Genomic DNA, 22,553 nt, shown 5'->3' on the forward strand with positions numbered 1-22,553 from the left:
AATTAGTGTTCCAATGGTTTAATAATCATTTGGGCGTTGAACTCTTCTCTTTCTAAAAAAGGATACATATCTTCAATAGGTTTATTGACAATAAGCTTTGGCTCAACCGTTGTCATTTGCTCTTGTAGACAGATATTAATGATTTCTGCCTCGTCTGATAGGAGTGTTTCGTGAATCTTTTGAGAAATCTCCTCTATGGTCGAGATCGTACTGCTTTTAAGTCCATAGGCGTTTGCTATGCTTGCAAAATTTGGGACACTGTAATCTTTTTGTGTGCCAATGTATCTCTGTTCAAAATAAATTTCTTGAAATTGCCTCACCATACCAAGGTTTGCATTATTCATGATAAATACTTTAATGGGTAAATTTCTTCTTTTAATGACTTCTAATTCTTGAATATTCATCTGAAATCCACCATCACCCACAATCACAAGAGCTCTTTTTTTTGTGCCAATCGTTGCACCGATGGCTGTCGGTAAAGCAAAGCCCATGGCACCCATACCGCCAGAAAAAAGAACACGTTGATCTGCTTTGGTCTCAAAGGACTGGGCGACCCACATTTGATGTTGCCCCACATCAACACAAATCATGTCATGATCAGAGGAAGATTGAGCAATCCATTGAATGATTTGATTCGGTACTTTTGCTTTGCCATCAATGCCAGTTGTGGATGAATAGTTTTGCTTATACGTTACCAGTTTTTCAAGCCACTGACCTAAATTAAGTTTAAAATCATAGTGCGATAGTGTGTTGATAAAATCAGCAATATCACAATGCAAAGTGACATCTGCCTTGATTTTAGAGTCTAACTCATTGACATCTATATCAACGTGTATGATTTTTGCTGCTCTTGCAAACGTTTTCAAATCGGTACCCGTTTGTCGTGTATCAAGGCGAGAGCCTAAGACAATAATTAAATCAGCATTGGCTAAAGCTAAATTGCTGTATCGATTCCCGTAAGAGCCAATGAGTCCAAAATTATATTTATAATCGTCCTTAACAACATCTTTTCCCATTAGAGAGTACACAACAGGCAAATTGGATTTTTCTAATAAGCGATGAATGGCTTCTGGTGCCAAGGATGAAAGGCGGCTACCTCCACCGACAAGTATAATAGGACGCTGAGATACCCTCAACATTTCTACAATTTTTTCAAAATCAATCTTATCACCCTGAATACGCATCATTTTATATTCATCACTCTCAAAAAAAGATTTTTGTTCGGATGGATTGAAATCAGTCCGTTGAATATTCATTGGGATATCAATAAGTACAGGACCTTTTCTGCCATTTTGTGTTAAAAAATACGCTTTTTCAAGTTCATAACGAAGGTTTTGAATCATATCAATCATAACCGCATATTTTGTAATGGGCTTAACGATACTGACAATATCGGTTTCTTGAAACCCTATTTGCCTTACAGGCGTATCGTATTTGTATTCATACGTATTGACCTGTCCTGTAATAAAGAGAGTAGAAATTGAGTCAAAAAAGCAACTTCCAATAGGTGTTATAAGATTGGTTGCGCCTGGTCCACTTGTGGCTGTTGCCACACCTGTTTTCCCACTCACACGGGCATATCCCTCAGCGGCAAACCCTGCTCCTTGTTCATGAATGGTATTGACGATTTCAATACCTGTATTTTTATCAAAAGAATCATACAAATGAGCAACTGCACCGCCAATATACCCAAAAGCTTTATCAATGCCTTGATCAACTAAAAATTGCACAATATAATCAGATGCTTTCATTTGATAGTCCATGCTATATTTTTTTCTTTTGCATCAACAATGTAATTTTCCAAATCTTTTTGGCTTAGAATTTCATGGGTTTCATAAAACGCTTTATACCATTTAACGGTCTTCTCAAATGTATCCTCGCTATCCCACACATCTTTCCAATGAAGCTTGATATGGGCTTTTGAGCAGTCTAATTTTAAAAGATTGGCTTCATGAAGCTGGTTTGGATCACGGTTTATTTCATACGCAATCGCATCCCAATGCTTCTTTACATGTAAAACCACTTCTTCGACGCAAATGCTTCCCTCATCACTGGGTCCAAAGTTCCATGCTTCTGCAAATTCAACTCGTTCTTCAAGCAGTTTTTGCCCGACCTGTAAATAGCCACTGAGTGGTTCAAGGACATGTTGCCACGGTCTGGTCGCTTTTGGGTTTCGGATACTTACTTTTTTACCTTGACTGACGGAGAGCATAATATCGCTCATCAATCTATCTTGCGCCCAGTCTCCACCACCAATGACATTTCCAGCTCGACAAGTTGCTAAAAGCGTTTGATGCGATTTTTTGTAGTCGTTTGTATTAAAATAAGAATTGCGATATGAAGTTGCGAGTAAATCTGCACATCCTTTTGAAGCGCTGTAAGGGTCATACCCGCCCATTGGGTCATTCTCTCGGTATCCCCAAATCCACTCTTTATTTTCATAGGCTTTATCACTGGTGATGTTGACAATGGCTTTCACCTGATGTTTGCGACATGCCTCAAAAACTTTAAGGGTACCCATGACATTGGTTTCATAGGTTTCGATAGGATTGGCATAAGAAGGTCTGACCAACGCTTGAGCAGCCAAATGAAAAACAATATCTGGCTTATAGGTTGCAAAAGTTTTATCTAACGTTTCTAAGTCTCGTATATCACCGATGATCGACGCGATATCAAGATCAAGCAATGCTAAATGATTGGGGTGGGTGGGAGCTTCCAAAGAATAGCCCACGACCTTAGCACCCATCTGCTTGAGCCAATACACAAGCCATGAGCCTTTAAAGCCTGTATGTCCTGTGACTAAGACAGTTTTATCTTTGTAGATACCACCAAAAAGATGTTGCATTACCAAACTTTCCATGGCGCTTTGTTCTCTTTCCAGAGTTTATTGAGTTTTTGGTTATCACGAAGTGTATCCATGGGTTGCCAAAAACCATCATGTTTATAAGCAAACATTTCACCATCTTTGGCTAAATTTTGTAAGGGAGCTTGTTCAAAAATACAATTTTCATCTTCAATAAGATAATCAAATACTTTAGGTTCACATACAAAAAAGCCACCATTAACCCAACCCGCTTCTGTCTTTGGTTTCTCTATAAAACTGTTAATATTCATCGTTTCATCAATATCAAGATTACCAAACCGCGCCTCTGGCTGAATTGCAGACATTGTAAGCGCTTTTCCATGCTTTTGATGAAAGGCTACCGTTTTTGCAATATCAATATCACTCACGCCATCTCCATAGGTCAATAAAAAAGACTCGTCTCCTATATACTTTTGAGCACGCTTAATACGACCTCCGGTCATCGTATCAAGGCCGGTATCCACAAGGGTGACTTTCCATGGCTCACTGGTATTATTATGCACTTCCATGCTATTAGTTTGAAGATCAATGGTTATATCACTTTGGTGCAAAAAATAATTTGCAAAATACTCTTTAATGTAATAGCCTTTATAACCAAGAAGCACGACAAATTCATTAAAACCATAATGGGAATAGATCTTCATAATATGCCATAAAATTGGCTTGCCACCAATTTCCACCATCGGTTTTGGTTTTATATCGGTCTCTTCTGCTATTCGTGTTCCATATCCACCTGCGAGTAATACGACTTTCATTGTATCTCCATAAATAACTTATTCATTATTAACGTTTATTTTATACAAACATTCTTCCAAACTATCTTTCCAGTAAGAAATTTCTATGCCAAACTCATTTTTGATTTTTGATTTGTTTAAAAGAGAGTAGTGAGGCCTTGTTGCAGGTGTTGGGTACTGCGATGTTTCAATAGGATTGATTTTACATGTAAGCTTTGCCATCTGCATAATCTCTCGTGCAAAATCATACCAACTGGCAACACCTTCATTAGAATAATTATAAATCTCCGTTTGGGTATTTTTGATTCTTGGCAGAATATCTAAAATCACTTTCGCTAAATCTTTTGCATAAGTAGGACTCCCTACTTGATCGTAAATAACACCCAAAGAGTCTTTTTCTTTACCTAAACGAAGCATCGTTTTGACGAAGTTAGCACCATGACTACTGTAAACCCACGATGTTCGAATAATGACGCTATTGGGGAGCTTACCATGTAAAAGCGCATTCTCTCCACCCAACTTCGTTTTACCATAAACCGATTGAGGATTGGTCTTATCTGTTTCGCCATAAGGTTTATGATTAGTTCCATCAAAAACATAATCCGTTGAGATATGAATCAGTTTGATATGCTTTTCTTTTGCAATGCTTGCTAAATGCTCTACTGCTTGATGATTGATTTTATCGGCTAAAGCTTCTTCACTTTCAGCTTTATCGACTGCGGTATAAGCCGCACAGTTAATAATGGCATGAATAGTATTTTTTTCAACAAATGATTCAATAATGTGTTTATCCGTAATATCAAGTTGATCTTTACATGTAAAGAAAAATGTATAGGGGAAATGGGGAGAAAGTGCTTGTATCTCGCTTCCTAATTGACCGTTTGCACCTGTCACTAAGATATTAAGCATAGTAATTTACGCCATATTCAAAAAGGTCATTGGTCTCTGCAAGTTTAGGTTGCTTGGTATCTTTTGCGGAGAGTTGAAACAAATCTGCACTCATTTGCCAATCAATACCCAGTTTTGGATCATTAAATGAAATTCCTCGGTCACACTCAGGGGCATAGTAGTTATCGACTTTATAGGTAAAGGTACAGGTTTCACTCAGCACTACAAAACCATGAGCAAAGCCTCTTGGAATAAACATCTGTTTTTTATTTTTTCCATTAAGTTCTACAGCTACATACTTTCCAAATGTGGGACTCCCTACACGAATATCTACAGCAACATCCAGAACTCGTCCATCAATGACACGAACTAATTTTGATTGGGCAAAAGGTGCAAGTTGATAATGAAGTCCACGCAAAACACCATGATGACTTCGTGATTCATTATCTTGACAAAAATTCACTTTGAAACCTACAAATGCTTCAAACATATCTTGTCTAAAGGTCTCTACAAAGTACCCTCGCTCATCACCATGTACTTTGGGCTCTATTATGATCACGTCTGGTATAGAGGTAGGCGTAAATATCATCTCTTACTTCTTTCTTGTGTCATTTTTTATTTTTATATCTCTTCTTTTATTCTCATATAGATAGGAAACCGTGGTTTACCGCCTTTAGTCATCTCTTGAAATTTATAAGTAATCTTTGCACCAATGGCAGGAGGATTTTTACGTTCCGCATCACTAAAGCCTGAACCGATGTCAAACATCACGCCATCATCCGTTTTACATGTAAGCGAACCAAAGCTATTTTTGTACTTGCCTTCGCCTTTGTGATGCTCCACCACTTCACACTCTGCATCTTGAAAACTTTTCACTTTCAGGCTATTAGGATCACGCTTAACGACATATTTGGTATCGGGATTGCGCACGACAACACCCTCTCCACCGCCTTTTTCAACTTCTGTAAGAAAACGTTTCAGATCATCATTGTCTTTACATGTAAACTGTTTTGCCACTTTGAGGTAGTCGGCTTGATTGAGTTTAAGATAATACTCCAACTTTACTAAACGCTGGATCAAACCACCATTTTCATTCGGCACATCAAAGGCGTAAAAAGCGATGTTTTTCCATCCATCATGCGGCTCTTTTTTCTTCACAATAGAGATAATAGTTTCAAAATCACCCCGTTTACTCCAAAGCTCTCCATCCACAGCAAAAGGAGGAAATCCTTCGGTAAACCAAGCAGGAGCCGCAAGTTCAACGCCACCGCGTGAGATCAGTTTTTGCCCATCCCAGTACGCCCGCACTCCATCCATTTTTTCACTCATGAGCCACCCTGAAACGTCTTGTCCATCCCATTCTTGTAACAACATCAATTCAGGCTTAGCTCCAAACATTAAACTTGTTAACAGGAGCCAAGAGAGCATTAATCGCTTCATTTATGCCTCTGTTGTGTATTTTCTCAAATACCACTGAATCGTTTTAAGAATGCCGCTTTCAAAGTTTTCTTCTGCTTCCCAACCTAGTTTTGTCTCAATTTTGGTGGCATCAATGGCGTAACGTCTATCATGCCCTGCTCTATCTTCCACAAAGGTAATCTGCTCTTTATACGAAGTGGCTTTTGGTTTTAGGGTATCGAGTATCTCACAAATCTTATGAGCGATATAAAGGTTATCTCGCTCATTGCGTCCACCAATATTATAGGTTTCTCCTGAGTTTCCTTCATGGAAGACCAAATCAATGCCTTTGCAGTGATCTAGCACATAGAGCCAATCACGGATATTTTTTCCATCACCGTAAATGGGGATTTTTTGATTGGACAATGCTTTGCGTATGATCGTAGGAATCAGTTTTTCATCGTGTTGTTTAGGTCCATAGTTGTTGGAACAGTTGGTGATGACCGTATTCATTCCATACGTATGATGATAGGCGCGTACGATCATATCACTGCTTGCTTTGGAAGCTGAATAGGGAGAGTTGGGTGCATAGCTTGTGTTTTCTGTAAAAAGTCCCGTAGCGCCAAGCGTTCCATAGACTTCATCGGTTGAGATATGATGGAAACGACACTCCTCATAGCCCTCTTTGAAGATGAAAGGTTTTTCCATCCAGGTTTTATACGCCACATCAATGAGCGTAAAGGTTCCATTGACATTGGTTTCGATGAACACGCCTGGGTTTTTGATGGAGTTATCCACATGCGACTCTGCTGCAAAGTGAATCACGCCTTGGATATCATATTTTTCAAACAGAGACTCGACTAGAGCCCTATCACAAATATCCCCTTGTACAAAAGTATAACGATCACTTTTTTCTACCTCTTTGAGGTTATCTAAATTACCAGCATAGGTTAAAAGATCCAAATTGATCAGATGGTACTCTGAATACTTTTCCAAAAAATACGGTACAAAGTTAGACCCAATAAACCCTGCACAACCGGTGACTAAAATACATTTTTGACTCATTTAACCAATTCCTTGAGGTATTCTCCATAACCGTTTTTACTCAGAGGTTTTGCAATCTCCAAGACTTGCTCTTTGGTAATCCAGCCATAATTATAAGCGATCTCCTCCAAGCAAGCAATTTTAAAACTCTGTCGCTTTTCAATCGTTTGCACAAACATGCCAGCTTCCAATAAACTGTCATGTGTTCCCGTATCAAGCCAAGCAAAACCACGTCCTAAAACTTCAACTTGTAAATCGCCTCGTTTAAGATAGGCTTCATTTACAGAAGTGATTTCAAGCTCACCTCGATCACTTGGTTTAACCGCTTTGGCGATCTCAATCACACTGTTATCGTAGAAATAAAGTCCCGTTACGGCAAAAGGTGATTTGGGGTTTTTAGGTTTTTCTTCAATGCTGATTGCTTTTTGATTTTCATCAAACTCGACGACACCAAAACGTTGTGGGTCTTTGACCTGATACCCAAAAACAATCGCTCCCGATTTTAATTGAGCCGAGCTTTGAAGCAGTGGTGTAAAGCCTTGACCGTAAAAAATATTATCTCCCAAGATCAAACAAACGCTATCATCGCCGATAAACTCTTCACCTAAAAGAAACGCTTGTGCCAATCCATCAGGACTGGGTTGAATTTTATACGAGAGTGAAATTCCCCAATGAGAGCCATCGCCAAAAAGATCTTCAAATTTGCCAATATCTTGAGGGGTTGAGATAATCAAGATCTCACGAATTCCAGCTAGCATCAAAACAGAGAGCGGATAATAGATCATTGGTTTATCATAAATCGGCAACAACTGTTTGCTAATCGTTTGGGTAACAGGATAAAGTCTGGTTCCAGACCCTCCTGCTAGGATGATGCCTTTCATGTTAGTGAAGCTCTGCTTTAGCGTACGCGATCAGTTCGTTCAGTTTTTTCTCGTACAATTTCGCGTTATCCGCATTGGTCGATTCAAAACGTGTGACTAAAACGGGTGTTGTATTGCTCGCTCGCACCAAGCCCCAACCATCGTTAAAAATGACTCTTACGCCGTCAACATCAACAATCTCTTTAATAGCAGGAAAATCTTTAGGAGGATTTTTCAAAAGCTCTTTGACTTTTTCAACAAGAGGAAACTTATCGCTTTCATTGGTCTCAACTTTAAGTTCTTCAGTAGAATAAACGGTTGGTAATTTTGCGATCTCAGCATCCACATCCAAACCATTTTTAACCATTTCAATCATACGAAGCGTGGCGTAAATCGCATCATCGTAACCAAAATAACGGTCATTAAAGAAAAGATGTCCGCTCACTTCCGCTGCAAAATCGGCGTTCGTTTTAGCGATCATCACTTTAAGGTTACTGTGACCTGTTTTATACATAATCGCATGACCTCGTTTGTTAATCTCATCGTACATCACTTGAGAACATTTCACTTCACCAATGACCGTTGGGTTTTTCATAGCGCTGGAAAACAAAATCGCCATAATGTCGCCTTTGACATTGTTGTGCTTGGTCAAAAACGCCAATCTATCGGCATCCCCATCATACGCAAACCCAAGCGCATACTCGCCTTCAAGCTCTTTTTTAATGTCTTTGAGGTTTTTCTCAACGGTTGGGTCAGGATGGTGGTTAGGAAATGTACCATCGGGGTCTGTAAATAAACCTTTACATGTAAAACCTAAAGCTTTAAATACATCTTGCACCACAACGCCTGCAACGCCGTTTCCACAGTCATAAACAAACGGTTGCTTGAAGCCTTTAAGGTGGTCAAACTCTTTGATCAAAAAGGCGATATAACGCTCTTTCGCATTAATAAACGTTGAGCTTAAGTCATCTTCGATTTCCATCGCGTAATTTTGCATAATCTCGCGACCCAGTGCGTAAATGTCTTCGCCAAAAAAAGGCTTTTTATCGAGGGTTACTTTAAAACCATTGTATTCACTAGGATTGTGAGAACCCGTGATCATAATGGAAGCATTAGGTGTTACGCCATCGAAATTTTGAAAATTACTAAAGTAATTCACCGGTGTCGCAACGAGTCCCATGTTAAGCACGTTACAGCCAGCTTTGTTGAGTCCGCTAGTAAGATACTCACACAAAATCGGTGAATGTGAACGCGCGTCATACCCTATCGCAACATTTTTACCCACTTTAGCAATCTGTTTTCCTAAAAAATACCCAATAAGTTTAACCGTTTGCTCGTTCAGCTCTTTTTCGTAAATACCTCTGATGTCATACTCTCTAAATATCGCTTTCAATGGTTCTCCTTGTACAGTTCTTCTTCAATTGCGATGCCAAAAACATCCGTATAGGACTTTTCAACCCGTAAATTTTCTTGCATTGTAACCAATGCACGCTGATAATCCTCTATAATGAGGTTCCCTTTTAAGAGTTCATACTTTAAAAATAACCAATAGGTATTGAGCACATCGCTTTCGCAATACTCCTTAATTTTATCCATTTCACCTGCATAGTAAAGCTCTAGCACTTGATCGCCATGCACATCGTATTTACCCGGAAGCCCTACCATTGAGCAGACATGGTCTAACTTCATGCCACGCACCGCGCCAAATTCGCACAAATGGTCTAAGAGATCGACATGAAAACGGTCACTGTAACGCGCGCGGTAATTTTCCCATTTGTTTTTATTCAACTCTTTGTTTTCGACCTCAAAATAAGCGTTACATGTAAGATTGTATTGCATCGCTCTTAGCATCAAAAGCGGCATATCAAAACTGCGCCCGTTAAAGCTCACGAGCTTTGGATTGTGTTTATTGATAAATCCTAAAAAGCTTTTGATCATCTCATGCTCCGTGTTGCCCTCAATGCTACTCACCTTGCGAAAGATGCCAAAATCATCCGCGATGACCGCCGAAATCGCCACAATTTTATGAAAAGAGAGGGGTAAAAAGCTGCTTCCACTCTTCTCCTCTTGCTCCTTTTGCGCTAAAAGCGAAACCTCAAGGTCTTCTCCTTCAAGGTTTAGGACACTTCGAATTAGCTTGGTATCAGGGATAGTCTCGATATCGAACACACAAATCATTGAACCGCCTTTAAGTGACTTTTAGTTACAATTATAACTTAACTCATTTAAAAAGGGATGATACGGAATGAAAATTGCGATTGTAAAACTATCAGCACTGGGTGATATTATTCACGCCATGATTGTTTTGCAATACATCAAAAAAAACATTCCTGATGCACAAATTGATTGGTTTGTGGAAGAAAAATTTGTTGGGATTTTAGAAAACAATCCGCATATCCACGCCCTTTATCCCCTACGTCTTAAAAACAATAAACGTCATGTTTTCAAAGAGTATCAAAAGCTCAAGACGATCTCAAAACAAAATCAGTATGATCTTGTTTTAGACTTGCAAGGACTCATCAAATCTGCCCTAGTTGCTAGAATTTTAAGTCCAAACTGTGTTGGTTTCGATAAACAAAGTCTTCGAGAACCGCTGGCTGCATTCTTTTATAAAACTTCTTTTCATGTTCCTTACGAAGAAAATGTCATTATGCGCAATCTCAAGCTTACATGTAAAGCTCTCAATATCGATATACCAGATATTCAAACCAAGGAACCTTTTTTGTTTTCAACGCATGAGAGTGACATAGCGCCAACACTGCTTGTCATTACTGGCTCATCGTGGCAAAGCAAAGTGTATCCCAAAGAGCATTTTGTGACCATTCTCAATGCTTTACATGTAAAGAGTTTTATTGCTTGGGGAAATGAAAAAGAAAAAACAGATGCACAGTTTATTTGCGATCACACCAATGCAACAATGCTTCCGAAAATGAGTTTGAATGAATTAAAAACTATTGTCCAAAATAGCCAGCTCGTCATAGGTGCGGACAGCGGTCCAACCCATATGGCATGGGCACTAGGTCGTCCGAGTATTACCATTTTTGGTCCAACACCAAGCGAGCGAAACACCGTTACAACGGCTATTAATTTGACAATCGATTGTGAAAAAGCTATAAATGCACGAGATATCAACAAACATGATTTTTGCATTCAACAGATTGATCCCCTAAAAATTATTGCATTGGCAAAGGAACTACTCCCGTGTTAGATTATTTTTATTTATCCGCTTTTGGGTTGTTTAAACTCTTCGTGACCAAACTACCAAAATCGCTATTGATGCTTTTGATTAATTTTTTTGCAGCTATTGGCTATCTCGTTGATAAAAAACACACCAAAATCGCCAAGGTGAATTTAGATCTTGCGTTTGAAGATCGTATGAGTGAAGAGCGAAAAATAGAGATTATCAAACAGTGTTATAAAAACTTGCTTTACTTGCTCAAAGATTTTATAGAAAATCAAACCATCTCAAAAGAGAAGTTACTTCAAAAAGTGACTTTTCATAATGAGCACATCTATGTTGAAGCTTTAAAACTTAAAAAAGGGGTCATTTTTCAAACGGCGCATTATGGTAACTGGGAGATTATGTCCTTAGCAGTAGGCGCAAAATTTGGACCAATCAGCATTATTGGAAGAGAACTAGACTCTAAAGTGATGAATGCCATTCTAGAAAAAAACAGGCAACGCTTCAATGTAACACTTTTAGATAAAAAAGGTGCTATGCGAGGCATCCTCAAAACTCTCAAAAATGGGGGGAGTGTAGGGTTACTTGTCGATCAAAATACTTCTGAAAATGAGGGAGTGCTTGTTCCTTTTTTTGGGAAACTGGTCAGACATACACCAGCAGCGGCTCAATTTGCAAAAAAAACCGACTGTATTATTATCCCTGCATTTATCACGACCCAAGATCATGAGCATTTCGATCTCACCTTTTACGAACCGATTCCTGCACCTCATGATGACAATGAACAATCTTTGCTTGATAGTATTCAAGCACAAGCGGAGATAACACAACGCATCATTGAGAACAAACCTGATGAATGGTTCTGGTTTCACCGCAGGTGGAAAAATCAATACGAGGAATGCTACAAGTGACGATTCATAATTTTTCATCATTTCAGACAAAAATCCCAACAATCAATAGCTATCTTTTGATCTTGTTAGGATTCACATTCCCTTTATCCGTTTCCATTGGAACGGCGGTTATAGGGTGCATCATGCTTCTATGGTTAGTAGAAGGAAAATTCAAAGAAAAATTTACCATTATCCAACACAATAAAATTTCATATGCTTTTTTAGCCTTTTTCATGATCCATCTCATCGGTCTACTGTGGAGTGAAGATTTAACATGGGGACTTCATATTGTGAGTAAAGAGTGGCGTATTTTGCTTCTTCTAGTCTTAATTACGATCACTAAAAAAGAGCATATTCAATACTATCTTATTGCATTTCTCTTAGCCATGAGCTTATCTGAAGTATTGTCTTATCTAATTTGGTTTGGGATTATCACACCTTTTCATGGTGCTACCATACTTAACCCTACACCCTTTATGAGCCATATTTCATACAACCCCTTTTTAGCTTTTAGTATTTTTCTCTTAATCTATTTTATCTTTTTCATCAAAAATTATAAAAATAACTTTTCTAAAATCATTTCTTTATTTTTTTTAACCACCATGACGATCAATATTTTTATAACAGGAGGCAGAGCAGGTCAAGTTGGCTTTTTTGTTATGTTGTCCTTAGCCTTTATCTTATATTTTAAAAAAAATATTTTAAAATCTGCACTCTTGATCCTTGTTGTGTTACCTACCATTTTTTTTATAGCCTACTCTTCAAGCACGCTCTTTAACACACGAATTCATGAAGGGCTCAATGACGTTCATATGATTGATAAAAACCCCAATACCAGTGTTGGACTACGAATGACGTTTGCAATGAATACCTTAGAAATTATCAAAGAAAATCCTATTTTTGGTGCTGGAACAGGTGATTTTCCTCAAGAATATGAAAAAGTAAATATGCAAAGATCGCCAAATGCCCTTCCTACAGTCAATCCTCACAATATGTACTTGCTTGTCTTAGCGCAAACGGGTATTGTAGGTCTTGTGCTAATGCTTTCAATTTTTTATATGCAGATACAATCATTTTTTAAAATCAATGATTCGCTCGCACCATTAAGGCTTGCGCTTCCTCTTTTATTTTTAACCATTATGCTCAGCGACAGCTACCTTTTGGGTCACCATACAGCCCTTTTATTTGTTTATTTTAGTGCCATTCTTTACAAGGACTTTTCCGGTGAAAAAGTCTAAGATCTTAATTGTTATTCAAAGATCAAATGGGGATGTTTTTTTAAGTACCCCTTTAATCAATGCTTTATATCACTATTATGACCAAGCTGAAATTGATTTATTGATCAATGATGATACGCTGGGCATTGCCAAGACGTTGGAGCATATCCATACGATTCATCTTTATAAATATTCTTGGCGAAAACTTTCAACCCTGCAAAGGCTTAAAGAAGAATTTTTCTTAATGAAATCCATCTTCAAAAAATATGATTTAGCCATTAGTTTAACGTCCAGTGATCGAAGTGTTTTATATGCTGCGTTTGGGGCAAAACATTCTATTGCCGCTGTTGAAAAAGATGTCAAAAAAGCATGGTGGAAAAAGCTTTTATTAACACAACACTACTTTTTTGATACCTCAAAACATATTGTTATGAACAACGTAACACCCCTTAATTTACTCAAAATCAACTGCTCCAAAGTGGAAATAACCGCCAACCCAAAGGCGGAAGATATAAAAAACATAGAAAATGTGTTGCAAAAAGAAGGCATTAAAAATTTTATTATTTTTCACCCATCTGCTCAATATAGCTATAAAATGCTCAACAATGAAACACTTAACACTCTTCTAAGACTTTTAAATAGTTTAAACATTCCCATCATCGTTACGGGAGGTAAAACAGCCATTGATGAAGAAATTTCTCAAAACCTGCCAGAGCTTGCTAATATCCATAACTTCATAGGCAAAACCTCTTTGGGTGAATATATAGCGCTCTCATACCTCTGCCAAGCCTATATTGGAATGGATACACTCAATATGCATATCGCTGCAGCCCAAAATAAGCGTATCTTTGCTATTTTTGGTCCAACACTCACTTCCATGTGGTCGCCATGGGATAATCTAAGTGGTACTTACAGGATGGGAACTCCACCTTTTTATACCTATGGAGCTATTACTATTTTTCAAGCCAATCTGCCCTGCGTACCTTGTGGAAAAGCAGGATGTGATGATAAGCATGGCAAAAGTGACTGTTTAGCACTCATCAATCCAAACACTATTTTTCAAGAAGTTCAAAAATGGTTAAAATAAGCGTTACGATACTTACAAAGAATTCTGAGGAACATATGAAGCAGTGTCTTGAGGCACTTCAATCGTTTGATGAAATCATCATCTTAGATAATGGTTCGATGGATGATACCTTGCAAATTGCACAACAATACCCTAATGTTAAAATAGTAAAACATGAATTCATTGGCTTTGGTCCTTTAAAAAATCTTGCCATTTCTTACGCCAAGAATGATTGGATTTTTTCGATAGACAGCGATGAAATTGCAACTCCTAGCTTAGTACAAGAAATACACGCTTTAAACTTCGATAAAAACACCCTTTATGCCATCAAAAGATCCAATTTTTACGGCATGAAAAAAATGCAATGTTGTGGCTGGGATAACGATTTTGTCAAACGTATTTTTCATAAACAAAGCACAAAATTTAGTGATGATTTAGTACATGAAAGCCTTTTGAACAATGGTTTAAAAATTAAAAAGCTCCATAATGAGTTGGAACACTACTCTTTTAAAAGTGCTGATGAGCTTATTGATAAAATGCAAAAATACTCATCGCTTTGGGCACAAGATAAAAAAGGCAAGAAAAGTGCATCCCCTCTTCAAGCTGTTATAAGAGCCTTCTTTACTTTTATAAAATTTTATTTTTTAAAAAAAGGATTTTTAAATGGCTATGAAGGACTTGTCATTTCTGTCTCAAATGCCAATGGCACCTTCTACAAATATATCAAGCTCTACGAGAACAACAAATGATGACGTGTAGCCTGATCATTACAACCTACAACTGGGAAGAAGCACTGCAACAGGTTCTTTCCAGTTGCGCGACACAAACACGTCTGCCTGATGAAATCATTATAGCCGATGATGGAAGTTCTGAAAAAACAAAAAAAGTTATCGAAAAATTTTCACACGAAAATCCTACTTTGCATATTATTCATTCGTGGCAAGAAGATCTTGGTTTTCGCGCTTCTATGAGCAGAAACAGAGCTATTGCAAAAGCAAAGGGTGAATATATTATTTTAATTGATGGTGACATCTGCTTGCATCAAAATTTCATTCAAGATCATCTCTCTTTTGCCAAAAAAGGCTTTTTCACCCAAGGCACACGCGTTTTAGTTGAAAAAAACTTGACACAAAAAATATTTCAGGCAAAGAAGCTCGCCTTAAATTTTTTCTCACAAGGCATTAAAAACCGCAAAAACACACTGCATTCGAAATTTTTAAGCGCTCTGTTTTCAACACAAAAGAGCCATCTCAAAGGTATTAAGACCTGCAATTTAGCCTTTTTTAAAAAAGATTGTCTTGCGATCAATGGCTTTAATGAAGATTTTGTTGGCTGGGGAAGAGAAGATAGCGAATTTGCAGTGAGACTTCTCAATTATGGTATCAAAAGACACGATATACGTTTTCATGCTATTGCTTACCATCTCTACCACCCCGAAAATACGAGAGCCAGCCTTCCACAAAATGATGCCATTTTAAAAAATACCATTGAGCAAAAACTCATTTGGTGCAACAATGGAATTAATAAATACCTCAAAGGGCTAGACAATGAAAGTTAGCGCATTTACGTTCATCAAAAATGGTGAAATACTAGGATACCCTTTTGTAGAATCTATCAAATCTATTTTACCGATTGTCGATGAATTTGTTGTCAATGTCGGACAAAGCGAAGATGATACACTCAAAATTATTCAAGCGATTGATAGCCCTAAAATCAGAATTATAGAGTCTCTCTGGAACAATAACATGAAAGATCGTGGTTATGTTTACGGTCAACAAAAGATGATAGCGCAATTTAATTGCACAGGTGATTGGGCTTTTTACCTTGAAGGTGATGAAGTGGTTCACGAAGAGGATTTAGATAAAATTTACGCATGTATGGAAAAGTATAAAGATGACGCCAATGTCGAAGCGATCGTTTTTGATTACTACCATTTTTATGGCAATGCTAATAGCTATCTTTGGAGCCCTGCATGGTACCGAAAAGCACCTCGCATTATCAAAAACTCCATTCGCAGCTATGCTCCCGATGGGCTTTTTTGGCTTGTTTTAGATCAAAATAAAATAGGCAGATACCCAAAAGCGGTAGAGTGTGGCGCAAAGATGTACCATTATGGATGGGTGCGAAGCGAAGCTCAGATGAATTTAAAAAGCGAAAAAGTACAACAATACTGGAACAAAGGGCATAAAACCATCAACTATGCAGACATCGATGGTAGCATCGTCCAAGAATTCAAAGGCACGCATCCTAAGATTGTACAAGAGTGGTTACCTAAAGAAAAAGGTGTTTTCCAAGCAGATAAACATCATGTTCTGACAAAGAAAGAGAAAAAACACCGCATAATGCTCACATTAGAAAATCTCTTTGGGCTAGAACTCAGTAAAAAACACTACAAACGCATCAAATGAAACTTTTTATTGAACTGCCCACATGGCTCGGTGACGCCATCATGACAACACCAGCTATTGAAAACATTCTAGAACACTACCCAGACACAGATATTACACTGTTTGGTTCATTTGTCTCCACGGAGGCACTCAAAATGCATCCAAATGTTTCGCGCTGTATTGTTGATGAGAGTAAAAAAGCATTTTCTAGGTTTTATTGGCTTTATTCACTAGCACATACTTTAGGAGCTTTTGATATAGCGATTAGTTTTAGAAGTTCATGGACATCGTCTTTCTTGCTATGGTGTATTTCAGCAAAAAAGAAATTTCACTATCAAAGAAATCTCTTTGTAGGTCATCAGGTTGAAAAGTACACCCAATTCATAGCCAAATCTTTACATGTAAAGACAACATCACTTCCCTTAAAACTTTATCAAACACCTTTTCACTTTGAAAAACCAACACTGGGAATTAATCCAGGGGCAACGTACGGAAGTGCCAAACGCTGGTATCCAGAAGAGTTTGCTAAAGTGGCGATTCATTTTGCAGACCGTTATGATATTGTCATTTTTGGCGGACCGAATGAAATGGATATTGCACAAGAAGTTGAAGAGCAGCTCACAAAAAATAAAATTACCAATGTCACCAATTTAGCAGGTAAAACGACAATTCAAGAACTCATTCAAAATATTGCAGGACTAAGTCTTTTTGTCACCAATGACAGTGGACCGATGCATGTAGCAGCAGCGTATCAAATCCCAACGGTGGCGCTGTTTGGACCAACACGCTATAACGAAACATCTCCGTGGCAGAATCCCAATAGCTTTGTTCTTTCACACGATCTTACCTGTGCGCCTTGCATGAAACGAGAGTGCCCCATCAAAACACATGAGTGTATGCGGGGCATTAAAGCAGAAGAAGTTATTTTACGCTTAGAGCATCATCTATCGCTTGGCAGATGATGTGTCCAATCATAATGTGCATCTCTTGAATGCGAGGTGTATCATCACTTGGAACAACGATATTGACATCACAAAATTCATTCATCACGCCACCATCGCGTCCACTCAGTCCTATCGTTTTGCATCCCATATTACGAGCAAGGCTTAAGGCACGTACGACATTTTTACTGTGCCCACTGGTCGATATACCAATGAGAACATCTCCCTCACGTGCTAAAGCTTCCACTTGACGATCAAAGATACGATCAAATCCAAAATCATTGCCAACAGCGGTAAGAACCGATGTATCAGTAGTCAATGCAATGCCAGGAAGTCCTCGTCGTTCGCTCTTATAACGACCACTAAGCTCCGCTGCAATGTGTTGCGCATCCGCCGCACTGCCACCATTGCCACACAGAAGTATCTTGTGCCCGTTTTTAAGCGCTTCGGTTGCAATAATACATGCTGTGTAAATATGACTTTGTAGGCTCTCGATTGTTTTTGCGATAACGGCTTGATGTGCAAGCATCTCACGCTGTATCATTTCCATCATTATTTTATCCTTCTGCCTTCATCTATGCTCATACTTCGCATAAAGATTTTGGTTCCGAGCTGACAAAAGTGAAGCAGTTCACTTTTGTTTATCATCTCTCACCCTTTGTATGATCTTTGTGGTACTTTTACCTTCAACAAATTGGACGAGTCGTACCTCTTTGGCAATGTCACTTCCCACAACCACTTTGCCCTCGTAATCCGACCCTTTAACCAAAATATCGGGTTGGATGGCAGAGATAAGCTCCAGTGGCGTATCTTCTTCAAAAGGAACGACATAACTCACCGATTCTAAACTCGCTAAGATATACGCTCGATCTTCCAGTGGATTAATCGGACGACTTTGCCCTTTGAGACGTTTGATCGAATCATCGGCATTGAGCCCAACAATAAGGATATCTCCAAAACTTTTCGCAATTTCAAGGTACTTCACATGCCCTACATGTAAAATGTCAAAACAACCATTGGTAAAAACAATTTTTTGGTTTTTGATTGCTTTTAAAAGAGCAACCATCTCTGTTTTGGTTTTAATTTTACTCTCAGCAGTAGCGCCTCTAAGGCTGTGGGAATAGGCATCGATTTCATCCAATGTCACCGTAGCACTTCCGAGTTTTCCCACAACAACGGCTGCAGCTTTATTGGCAAAAGAGGCAGCTTCTTTCATACTGAGACCACAAGAGAGTGCGTAACCAAGACTGGCTAAAACGGTATCACCCGCACCCGTGACATCATAGACTTCGCGTGCGACCGTTGGCATTTTGATAAAATTCTCACCAAAAATAGCCATGCCATCTTCAGAGAGCGTGATGATCGCGTAGTCTAGTCCCAAACTCTCTTTGAGCAAGTTTCCTGCTTTTTGTAAACTCTCATCATCTTTGATGGCTATTTTTGTAGCAATACTCGCCTCTTTTTTATTGGGCGTTAGTAATGTCGCGCCACTGTATTTGCGGTAATCGTCCCCTTTTGGGTCTACTAAAATACGTTTTTGATGTGCTTTGGCGAGCGCTATGACGTTACATGTAAAACTCTGCGTTAAAACACCTTTACCATAATCGGAGAGCACAATAATATCTACCGTCTTAAGATAGTTTTCACATCGCGCTAAAAGAGCCTTAACAGAAGCTTCCGTAATGTCCTCTTTGGATTCACTATCGTAACGTACGACTTGTTGATGCGAAGCAATCACACGACTTTTTTTACTGGTTTTACGCCCCGTTTGTTTTACGATGCCTTGAACATCTGCACCCAAAGTTTCGAGCATGCAAAGAAGCTCTTTGCCGTTCTCATCATCCCCTACAACGCTTAAAACACTGACTTTAGACCCTAAGCTTAAAAGGTTGTTGACGACATTCCCTGCTCCACCCAAAACCGTGCTTTCATTTTGAATATCCACCACTTGAACAGGAGCTTCAGGAGAGATACGTTCACACTTTCCCCAGAGGTAGTGATCGAGCATTAAATCGCCGATCACCAAGATGGAAGGCTGATACGTTCTTAATCTATCCATGGTTCACTTCGCATTTAAAAATACGTTGAATCTCAGGTACATAGGCTTTAATGCCCTCTTCTAAACTCACCCGTGGCGCATAGCCCAAATCTTTACATGTAAAGGAGATATCCGCTTCCGTGTGCATCTGATACGCACGGTAAGGATTGGTAAAATACGCTGTGCCTAAGTTAGTTCCAAGCTCTTTTTGTAAGATGTCGGCAATGTCTTGAAAACTTCTAGGATTACCCGTTCCTACATTATAAACACCACATTTACCTGAAGAAGCTGCTTTGATATTGGCTTGAACAACGTCATCGATATAAATAAAATCGCGTACGATTTTATCAGACCCAGAAAAGAGACGAGGCGTTTTGCCACTTAAAATCTGAATTCCTAATTGCAAGACCATCGAAGCCGTTGTATTTTTAAAGTATTCTCTTGGACCATAGACATTGAAGTAGCGTAGCCCTATCACGCTCATACTTGGATTTTGCGCACAAAATTCGCGTGCTAAATGATCCATAGAGAGTTTACTAAACCCGTACACATTTTGAGGTTGCTCATGCCCAACGCGCTGAGGAGAAGCGGCATCACCATACGTCGCAGCACTGGAAGCATAGACCACAACGGAATGGTTCGCTTTGGCAAGTTCTAAAATAGCTTTAAATGCATTGACATTGGTTTTCACCATAATACCTTGATCTAAAACCGTTGTATCCGAAATGGCTGCTTCGTGAAAAATATAATCAAAGCGATACGAAGAGAGTTTTTTGAGTGCTTCGTCATCGTTGATGTCGCCACTAATGACTTCACCTTTGAATCCTAGGAGATTTTTAAAGTGCCCAAAACTCTTGAGGTTGCCATTGGAAAAGGTGGCTTCACTTCTAAAAAGATCAAAGACAACAACGTTACATGTAGGATAGTTTTCTTGAAAATAAAAAGCAAGATTGCTACCGATAAATCCCGCTCCACCTGTAATTAAAATGTTTTTATGATTGAAATCTGTTTCGCTGTAATGCATGCTTAACCCTATTGTTTAATAAGATTAATTGTATCCAAAAGAAAATTAACGCAATATTTAGCTTGAGTGCTAGAAAGAGTAGGATGAAGCAGAATTGTTTGGGTAATGCCAGCACCATGTGCGGCTTCAATGTCACTGGGTTTATCGCCGATCATCCATGAGTGTGCCACATCGATGTCAAACGCTGCAATCGCTGCTTTTAACATACCACTTCGAGGTTTGCGACACGCACAGTTCGCTTCTGGCGCATGCGGACAATGGTAAATAGCATCGATTTGAATGTTTACATGTAAAAACTCTTTTAGCATCCACGCGGTTAATGTTTGAAAATCTTCTTCGCTGTAATAGCCTCGCCCAATGCCCGATTGATTGGTCACAATAATCAGCAAATACCCTAAAGATTGAAAATGACGTAAGGTTTCAAAAACGCCGTCACAAAACTCAAAATCTTCAATCTTTGAAACATAGGCTTTGTCAACATTAATGACGCCATCGCGATCTAAGAAAATTGCTTTTTGCACTTATTCTCCAAGCTCTTTGGTAATATCACTGAGTAAATTGGTGTATTCAAGGTAGCCAAACGTGTCTTTTTGCGCTATCAAAGAAGCTTTTGCTCTTATAAAAAAGTCTCTTGCTTCTTCACGATTACGCAAATCATACGCTAAGAATTTTCCCATGTAGTAGTTGGCATAAAGGTGTGTTGGCTCTTTGATCAAGACAATCTGCACCTCTTCAATCGCAGTATAGATTTGTGCATTTTTTTGAAGAGCAAGGGCGCGTTTTAGGCGAATCATATGTTGCATATCATCCACAGCAAGACTTTTTTGGTACATCTTTGAAGCTTCATTGAAAATGCCCATTTCAAAATAACCATCACCCAATTTGTTCCAAATATCTTTGTCATTGGTCTTAGCTGCTTGTTGTTTTAGGTTGGAAACTTTAAGGGCAAAAGGGAGAACAGTAGCAATACGGCTCTTTTGAACATTGTGCGGATCAATCGAATACGCATCCACTAAGATTTCAAATCCTTGAGCAATTTTGCCCTGCTTGAGATAGATATTAGCAAGTTGAAGCATACACTCTGTATTGTTTGGTTCTGTACTTAAAATGGCTTCAATGGCTTCTTTAGCTCTTGCAGTATCGGATCTTTCGGTTACACAAACACTATGTGTTGCTCCAAAAAGAGCCACCGCTAAACATAATAAAGCTATAGCACTTCGAAACAAATGAACCCCTACTCAGATTAAGATGGCCTAGATTATATCCAAGTTTTACCGAAATGAAAATAGAACACGAAAGGCGCTTAGAAAACCTAAGCAGGGTTAAAGTCTGGTTCGTTATAATTTTTCTTACACAACTCAAAAAGGGGTATTTCGTATGAAAAAAGTTTGTACAATTTTAGCAATTGCAGCAGTATCTAGTTTGATGGCGGCCGATGGCGCAGCAATCTACCAATCAAAATGTTTTTCCTGTCATGGAGACAAAGCTTCTAAAGCGGCATTGAATAAATCTCAAATCATTGCAGGTTGGGATGCTGCAAAAATCACAGCAGCCGTCACAGGTTATAAAGATGGCAGTTATGGTCAAGCAATGAAAGGCGTTATGAAACCTATCGCTTCTGGACTTAGCGATGAAGATCTTAAAGCAGTTGCTACAACTATTGCTTCATTCAAATAAAACTATTATGACACGCTACAAGGGCAAAGCTCTTGTAGCTACGTTGTACTAGACACTGAAGCTTGCCTCTTTGAGGCAGAAAAGTTTCGCTTTTAATCTCTTCATTAATCAGGTGGGGCGTATCCCACCTCTCTTTCTTGCTTCTCTTTTAAAACTTTTGCTTTTTTACGTTCCATATTGACAGCATCATTCAGTGCTTCTTCACTATCAAACTGTGCGCCATCTAAAAACTTCTGATGATCATCGAACTGTCCACTGCGAATTCCCCACAACAGACCCCATAGACCAAATGCTCCCAGCAGTGTTGAAGCACCCAACATCATCGCAATAATCCACCCATCCATC

The 22,553-nt window shown here is 38.8% G+C and carries 25 protein-coding genes; 9 read left to right on the forward strand and 16 right to left on the reverse strand.

Annotation, left to right across the window (positions count from 1 at the left end; all coding sequences use genetic code 11):
* Positions 1–2 precede the first annotated feature (2 nt).
* From FA584_RS10625 to FA584_RS10670, 10 genes are read right to left on the reverse strand one after another with little or no spacing between them, the layout of a single operon-like run.
* Entirely contained in the window at positions 3–1,751 is a 1,749-nt protein-coding gene (locus FA584_RS10625; RefSeq protein ID WP_096047221.1) for a thiamine pyrophosphate-binding protein, read from the reverse strand.
* On the reverse strand, positions 1,748–2,860 hold the full coding sequence (gene rfbG, locus FA584_RS10630; protein WP_228447975.1) for a CDP-glucose 4,6-dehydratase: 1,113 nt from the start codon (positions 2,858–2,860) through the stop codon (positions 1,748–1,750). The genes FA584_RS10625 and rfbG overlap by 4 nt, the downstream gene beginning before the upstream one ends.
* Positions 2,845–3,618 (reverse strand): glucose-1-phosphate cytidylyltransferase, encoded by a 774-nt coding sequence (gene rfbF / locus FA584_RS10635; RefSeq protein ID WP_096047222.1) that lies wholly within the window; start codon positions 3,616–3,618, stop codon positions 2,845–2,847. Before rfbF ends, rfbG begins: the two co-directional genes overlap by 16 nt.
* A gap of 18 nt (positions 3,619–3,636) precedes the next feature.
* Positions 3,637–4,506, reverse strand: a complete 870-nt coding sequence (gene rfbD, locus FA584_RS10640; RefSeq protein ID WP_096047223.1) for a dTDP-4-dehydrorhamnose reductase — start codon at positions 4,504–4,506, stop codon at positions 3,637–3,639.
* Positions 4,499–5,074, reverse strand: a complete 576-nt coding sequence (rfbC, locus tag FA584_RS10645; RefSeq protein ID WP_096047224.1) for a dTDP-4-dehydrorhamnose 3,5-epimerase — start codon at positions 5,072–5,074, stop codon at positions 4,499–4,501. Before rfbC ends, rfbD begins: the two co-directional genes overlap by 8 nt.
* A gap of 32 nt (positions 5,075–5,106) precedes the next feature.
* Positions 5,107–5,925 (reverse strand): DNA ligase, encoded by an 819-nt coding sequence (locus FA584_RS10650; RefSeq protein ID WP_167749441.1) that lies wholly within the window; start codon positions 5,923–5,925, stop codon positions 5,107–5,109.
* Entirely contained in the window at positions 5,926–6,948 is a 1,023-nt protein-coding gene (rfbB, locus tag FA584_RS10655; RefSeq protein ID WP_167749442.1) for a dTDP-glucose 4,6-dehydratase, read from the reverse strand.
* Entirely contained in the window at positions 6,945–7,808 is an 864-nt protein-coding gene (gene rfbA, locus FA584_RS10660) for a glucose-1-phosphate thymidylyltransferase RfbA (protein WP_167749443.1), read from the reverse strand. The genes rfbB and rfbA overlap by 4 nt, the downstream gene beginning before the upstream one ends.
* Before the next feature lies 1 nt (position 7,809).
* Positions 7,810–9,180: a phosphomannomutase/phosphoglucomutase gene (locus tag FA584_RS10665; RefSeq protein WP_096047228.1), complete on the reverse strand. Its 1,371-nt coding sequence runs from the start codon at positions 9,178–9,180 to the stop codon at positions 7,810–7,812.
* Entirely contained in the window at positions 9,177–9,965 is a 789-nt protein-coding gene (locus tag FA584_RS10670; RefSeq protein ID WP_167749444.1) for a 3'-5' exonuclease, read from the reverse strand. The genes FA584_RS10665 and FA584_RS10670 overlap by 4 nt, the downstream gene beginning before the upstream one ends.
* 67 nt (positions 9,966–10,032) lie before the next feature.
* On the opposite strand from FA584_RS10670, the gene waaC reads away from it, so the two are divergent.
* The 8 genes from waaC to waaF are packed head-to-tail and all read left to right on the forward strand — an operon-like array spanning position 10,033 to position 17,490.
* Positions 10,033–10,995, forward strand: coding sequence for a lipopolysaccharide heptosyltransferase I (gene waaC, locus FA584_RS10675; protein WP_167749445.1), 963 nt, complete (start codon positions 10,033–10,035; stop codon positions 10,993–10,995).
* Positions 10,989–11,879 (forward strand): lipid A biosynthesis lauroyl acyltransferase, encoded by an 891-nt coding sequence (locus FA584_RS10680; protein WP_167749446.1) that lies wholly within the window; start codon positions 10,989–10,991, stop codon positions 11,877–11,879. Before waaC ends, FA584_RS10680 begins: the two co-directional genes overlap by 7 nt.
* Positions 11,876–13,096 carry an O-antigen ligase family protein gene (locus FA584_RS10685; protein ID WP_228447976.1) on the forward strand — a complete coding sequence of 407 codons (1,221 nt, stop codon included), beginning with the start codon at positions 11,876–11,878 and terminating at the stop codon, positions 13,094–13,096. The genes FA584_RS10680 and FA584_RS10685 overlap by 4 nt, the downstream gene beginning before the upstream one ends.
* Positions 13,083–14,162, forward strand: coding sequence for a glycosyltransferase family 9 protein (locus FA584_RS10690; RefSeq protein WP_167749447.1), 1,080 nt, complete (start codon positions 13,083–13,085; stop codon positions 14,160–14,162). The genes FA584_RS10685 and FA584_RS10690 overlap by 14 nt, the downstream gene beginning before the upstream one ends.
* A 35-nt stretch (positions 14,163–14,197) precedes the next feature.
* Positions 14,198–14,890 carry a glycosyltransferase family 2 protein gene (locus FA584_RS10695; protein WP_245394669.1) on the forward strand — a complete coding sequence of 231 codons (693 nt, stop codon included), beginning with the start codon at positions 14,198–14,200 and terminating at the stop codon, positions 14,888–14,890.
* The gene (locus tag FA584_RS10700) at positions 14,887–15,699 is read left to right on the forward strand and encodes a glycosyltransferase family 2 protein (protein WP_228447977.1); all 813 of its coding nucleotides are present in this window, start codon (positions 14,887–14,889) and stop codon (positions 15,697–15,699) included. Before FA584_RS10695 ends, FA584_RS10700 begins: the two co-directional genes overlap by 4 nt.
* A complete protein-coding gene (locus tag FA584_RS10705; protein ID WP_167749449.1) occupies positions 15,689–16,549 on the forward strand; it encodes a glycosyltransferase in 861 nt (286 codons plus the stop codon). Before FA584_RS10700 ends, FA584_RS10705 begins: the two co-directional genes overlap by 11 nt.
* Positions 16,546–17,490: a lipopolysaccharide heptosyltransferase II gene (gene waaF / locus FA584_RS10710; RefSeq protein WP_167749450.1), complete on the forward strand. Its 945-nt coding sequence runs from the start codon at positions 16,546–16,548 to the stop codon at positions 17,488–17,490. The genes FA584_RS10705 and waaF overlap by 4 nt, the downstream gene beginning before the upstream one ends.
* Here waaF and gmhA read toward each other — a convergent pair.
* From gmhA to FA584_RS10735, 5 genes are all read right to left on the reverse strand, one after another.
* On the reverse strand, positions 17,450–18,022 hold the full coding sequence (gene gmhA, locus FA584_RS10715) for a D-sedoheptulose 7-phosphate isomerase (protein ID WP_096047236.1): 573 nt from the start codon (positions 18,020–18,022) through the stop codon (positions 17,450–17,452). The genes waaF and gmhA overlap by 41 nt on opposite strands.
* A 78-nt stretch (positions 18,023–18,100) precedes the next feature.
* Positions 18,101–19,528, reverse strand: coding sequence for a D-glycero-beta-D-manno-heptose-7-phosphate kinase (gene rfaE1, locus FA584_RS10720; protein ID WP_167749451.1), 1,428 nt, complete (start codon positions 19,526–19,528; stop codon positions 18,101–18,103).
* A complete protein-coding gene (rfaD, locus tag FA584_RS10725; protein ID WP_167749452.1) occupies positions 19,521–20,531 on the reverse strand; it encodes an ADP-glyceromanno-heptose 6-epimerase in 1,011 nt (336 codons plus the stop codon). Before rfaD ends, rfaE1 begins: the two co-directional genes overlap by 8 nt.
* Positions 20,532–20,539: 8 nt before the next feature.
* Complete coding sequence (gene gmhB / locus FA584_RS10730; protein WP_096047239.1) at positions 20,540–21,052, reverse strand: D-glycero-beta-D-manno-heptose 1,7-bisphosphate 7-phosphatase; 513 nt, start codon at positions 21,050–21,052, stop codon at positions 20,540–20,542.
* A complete protein-coding gene (locus FA584_RS10735; RefSeq protein WP_167749453.1) occupies positions 21,053–21,757 on the reverse strand; it encodes a tetratricopeptide repeat protein in 705 nt (234 codons plus the stop codon).
* A 151-nt stretch (positions 21,758–21,908) separates the two neighbouring features.
* Between FA584_RS10735 and FA584_RS10740 the strand changes: the two genes are divergently transcribed.
* Positions 21,909–22,208 carry a c-type cytochrome gene (locus tag FA584_RS10740; RefSeq protein ID WP_167749454.1) on the forward strand — a complete coding sequence of 100 codons (300 nt, stop codon included), beginning with the start codon at positions 21,909–21,911 and terminating at the stop codon, positions 22,206–22,208.
* 104 nt (positions 22,209–22,312) lie between these two features.
* Here the strand turns inward: FA584_RS10740 and ccoS are convergent, their stop codons facing one another.
* On the reverse strand, positions 22,313–22,552 hold the full coding sequence (gene ccoS / locus FA584_RS10745) for a cbb3-type cytochrome oxidase assembly protein CcoS (RefSeq protein ID WP_096047242.1): 240 nt from the start codon (positions 22,550–22,552) through the stop codon (positions 22,313–22,315).
* Position 22,553: the final 1 nt, after the last annotated feature.

The sequence above is a fragment of the Sulfurospirillum diekertiae genome (assembly GCF_011769985.2).
Lineage (GTDB): Bacteria > Campylobacterota > Campylobacteria > Campylobacterales > Sulfurospirillaceae > Sulfurospirillum > Sulfurospirillum diekertiae.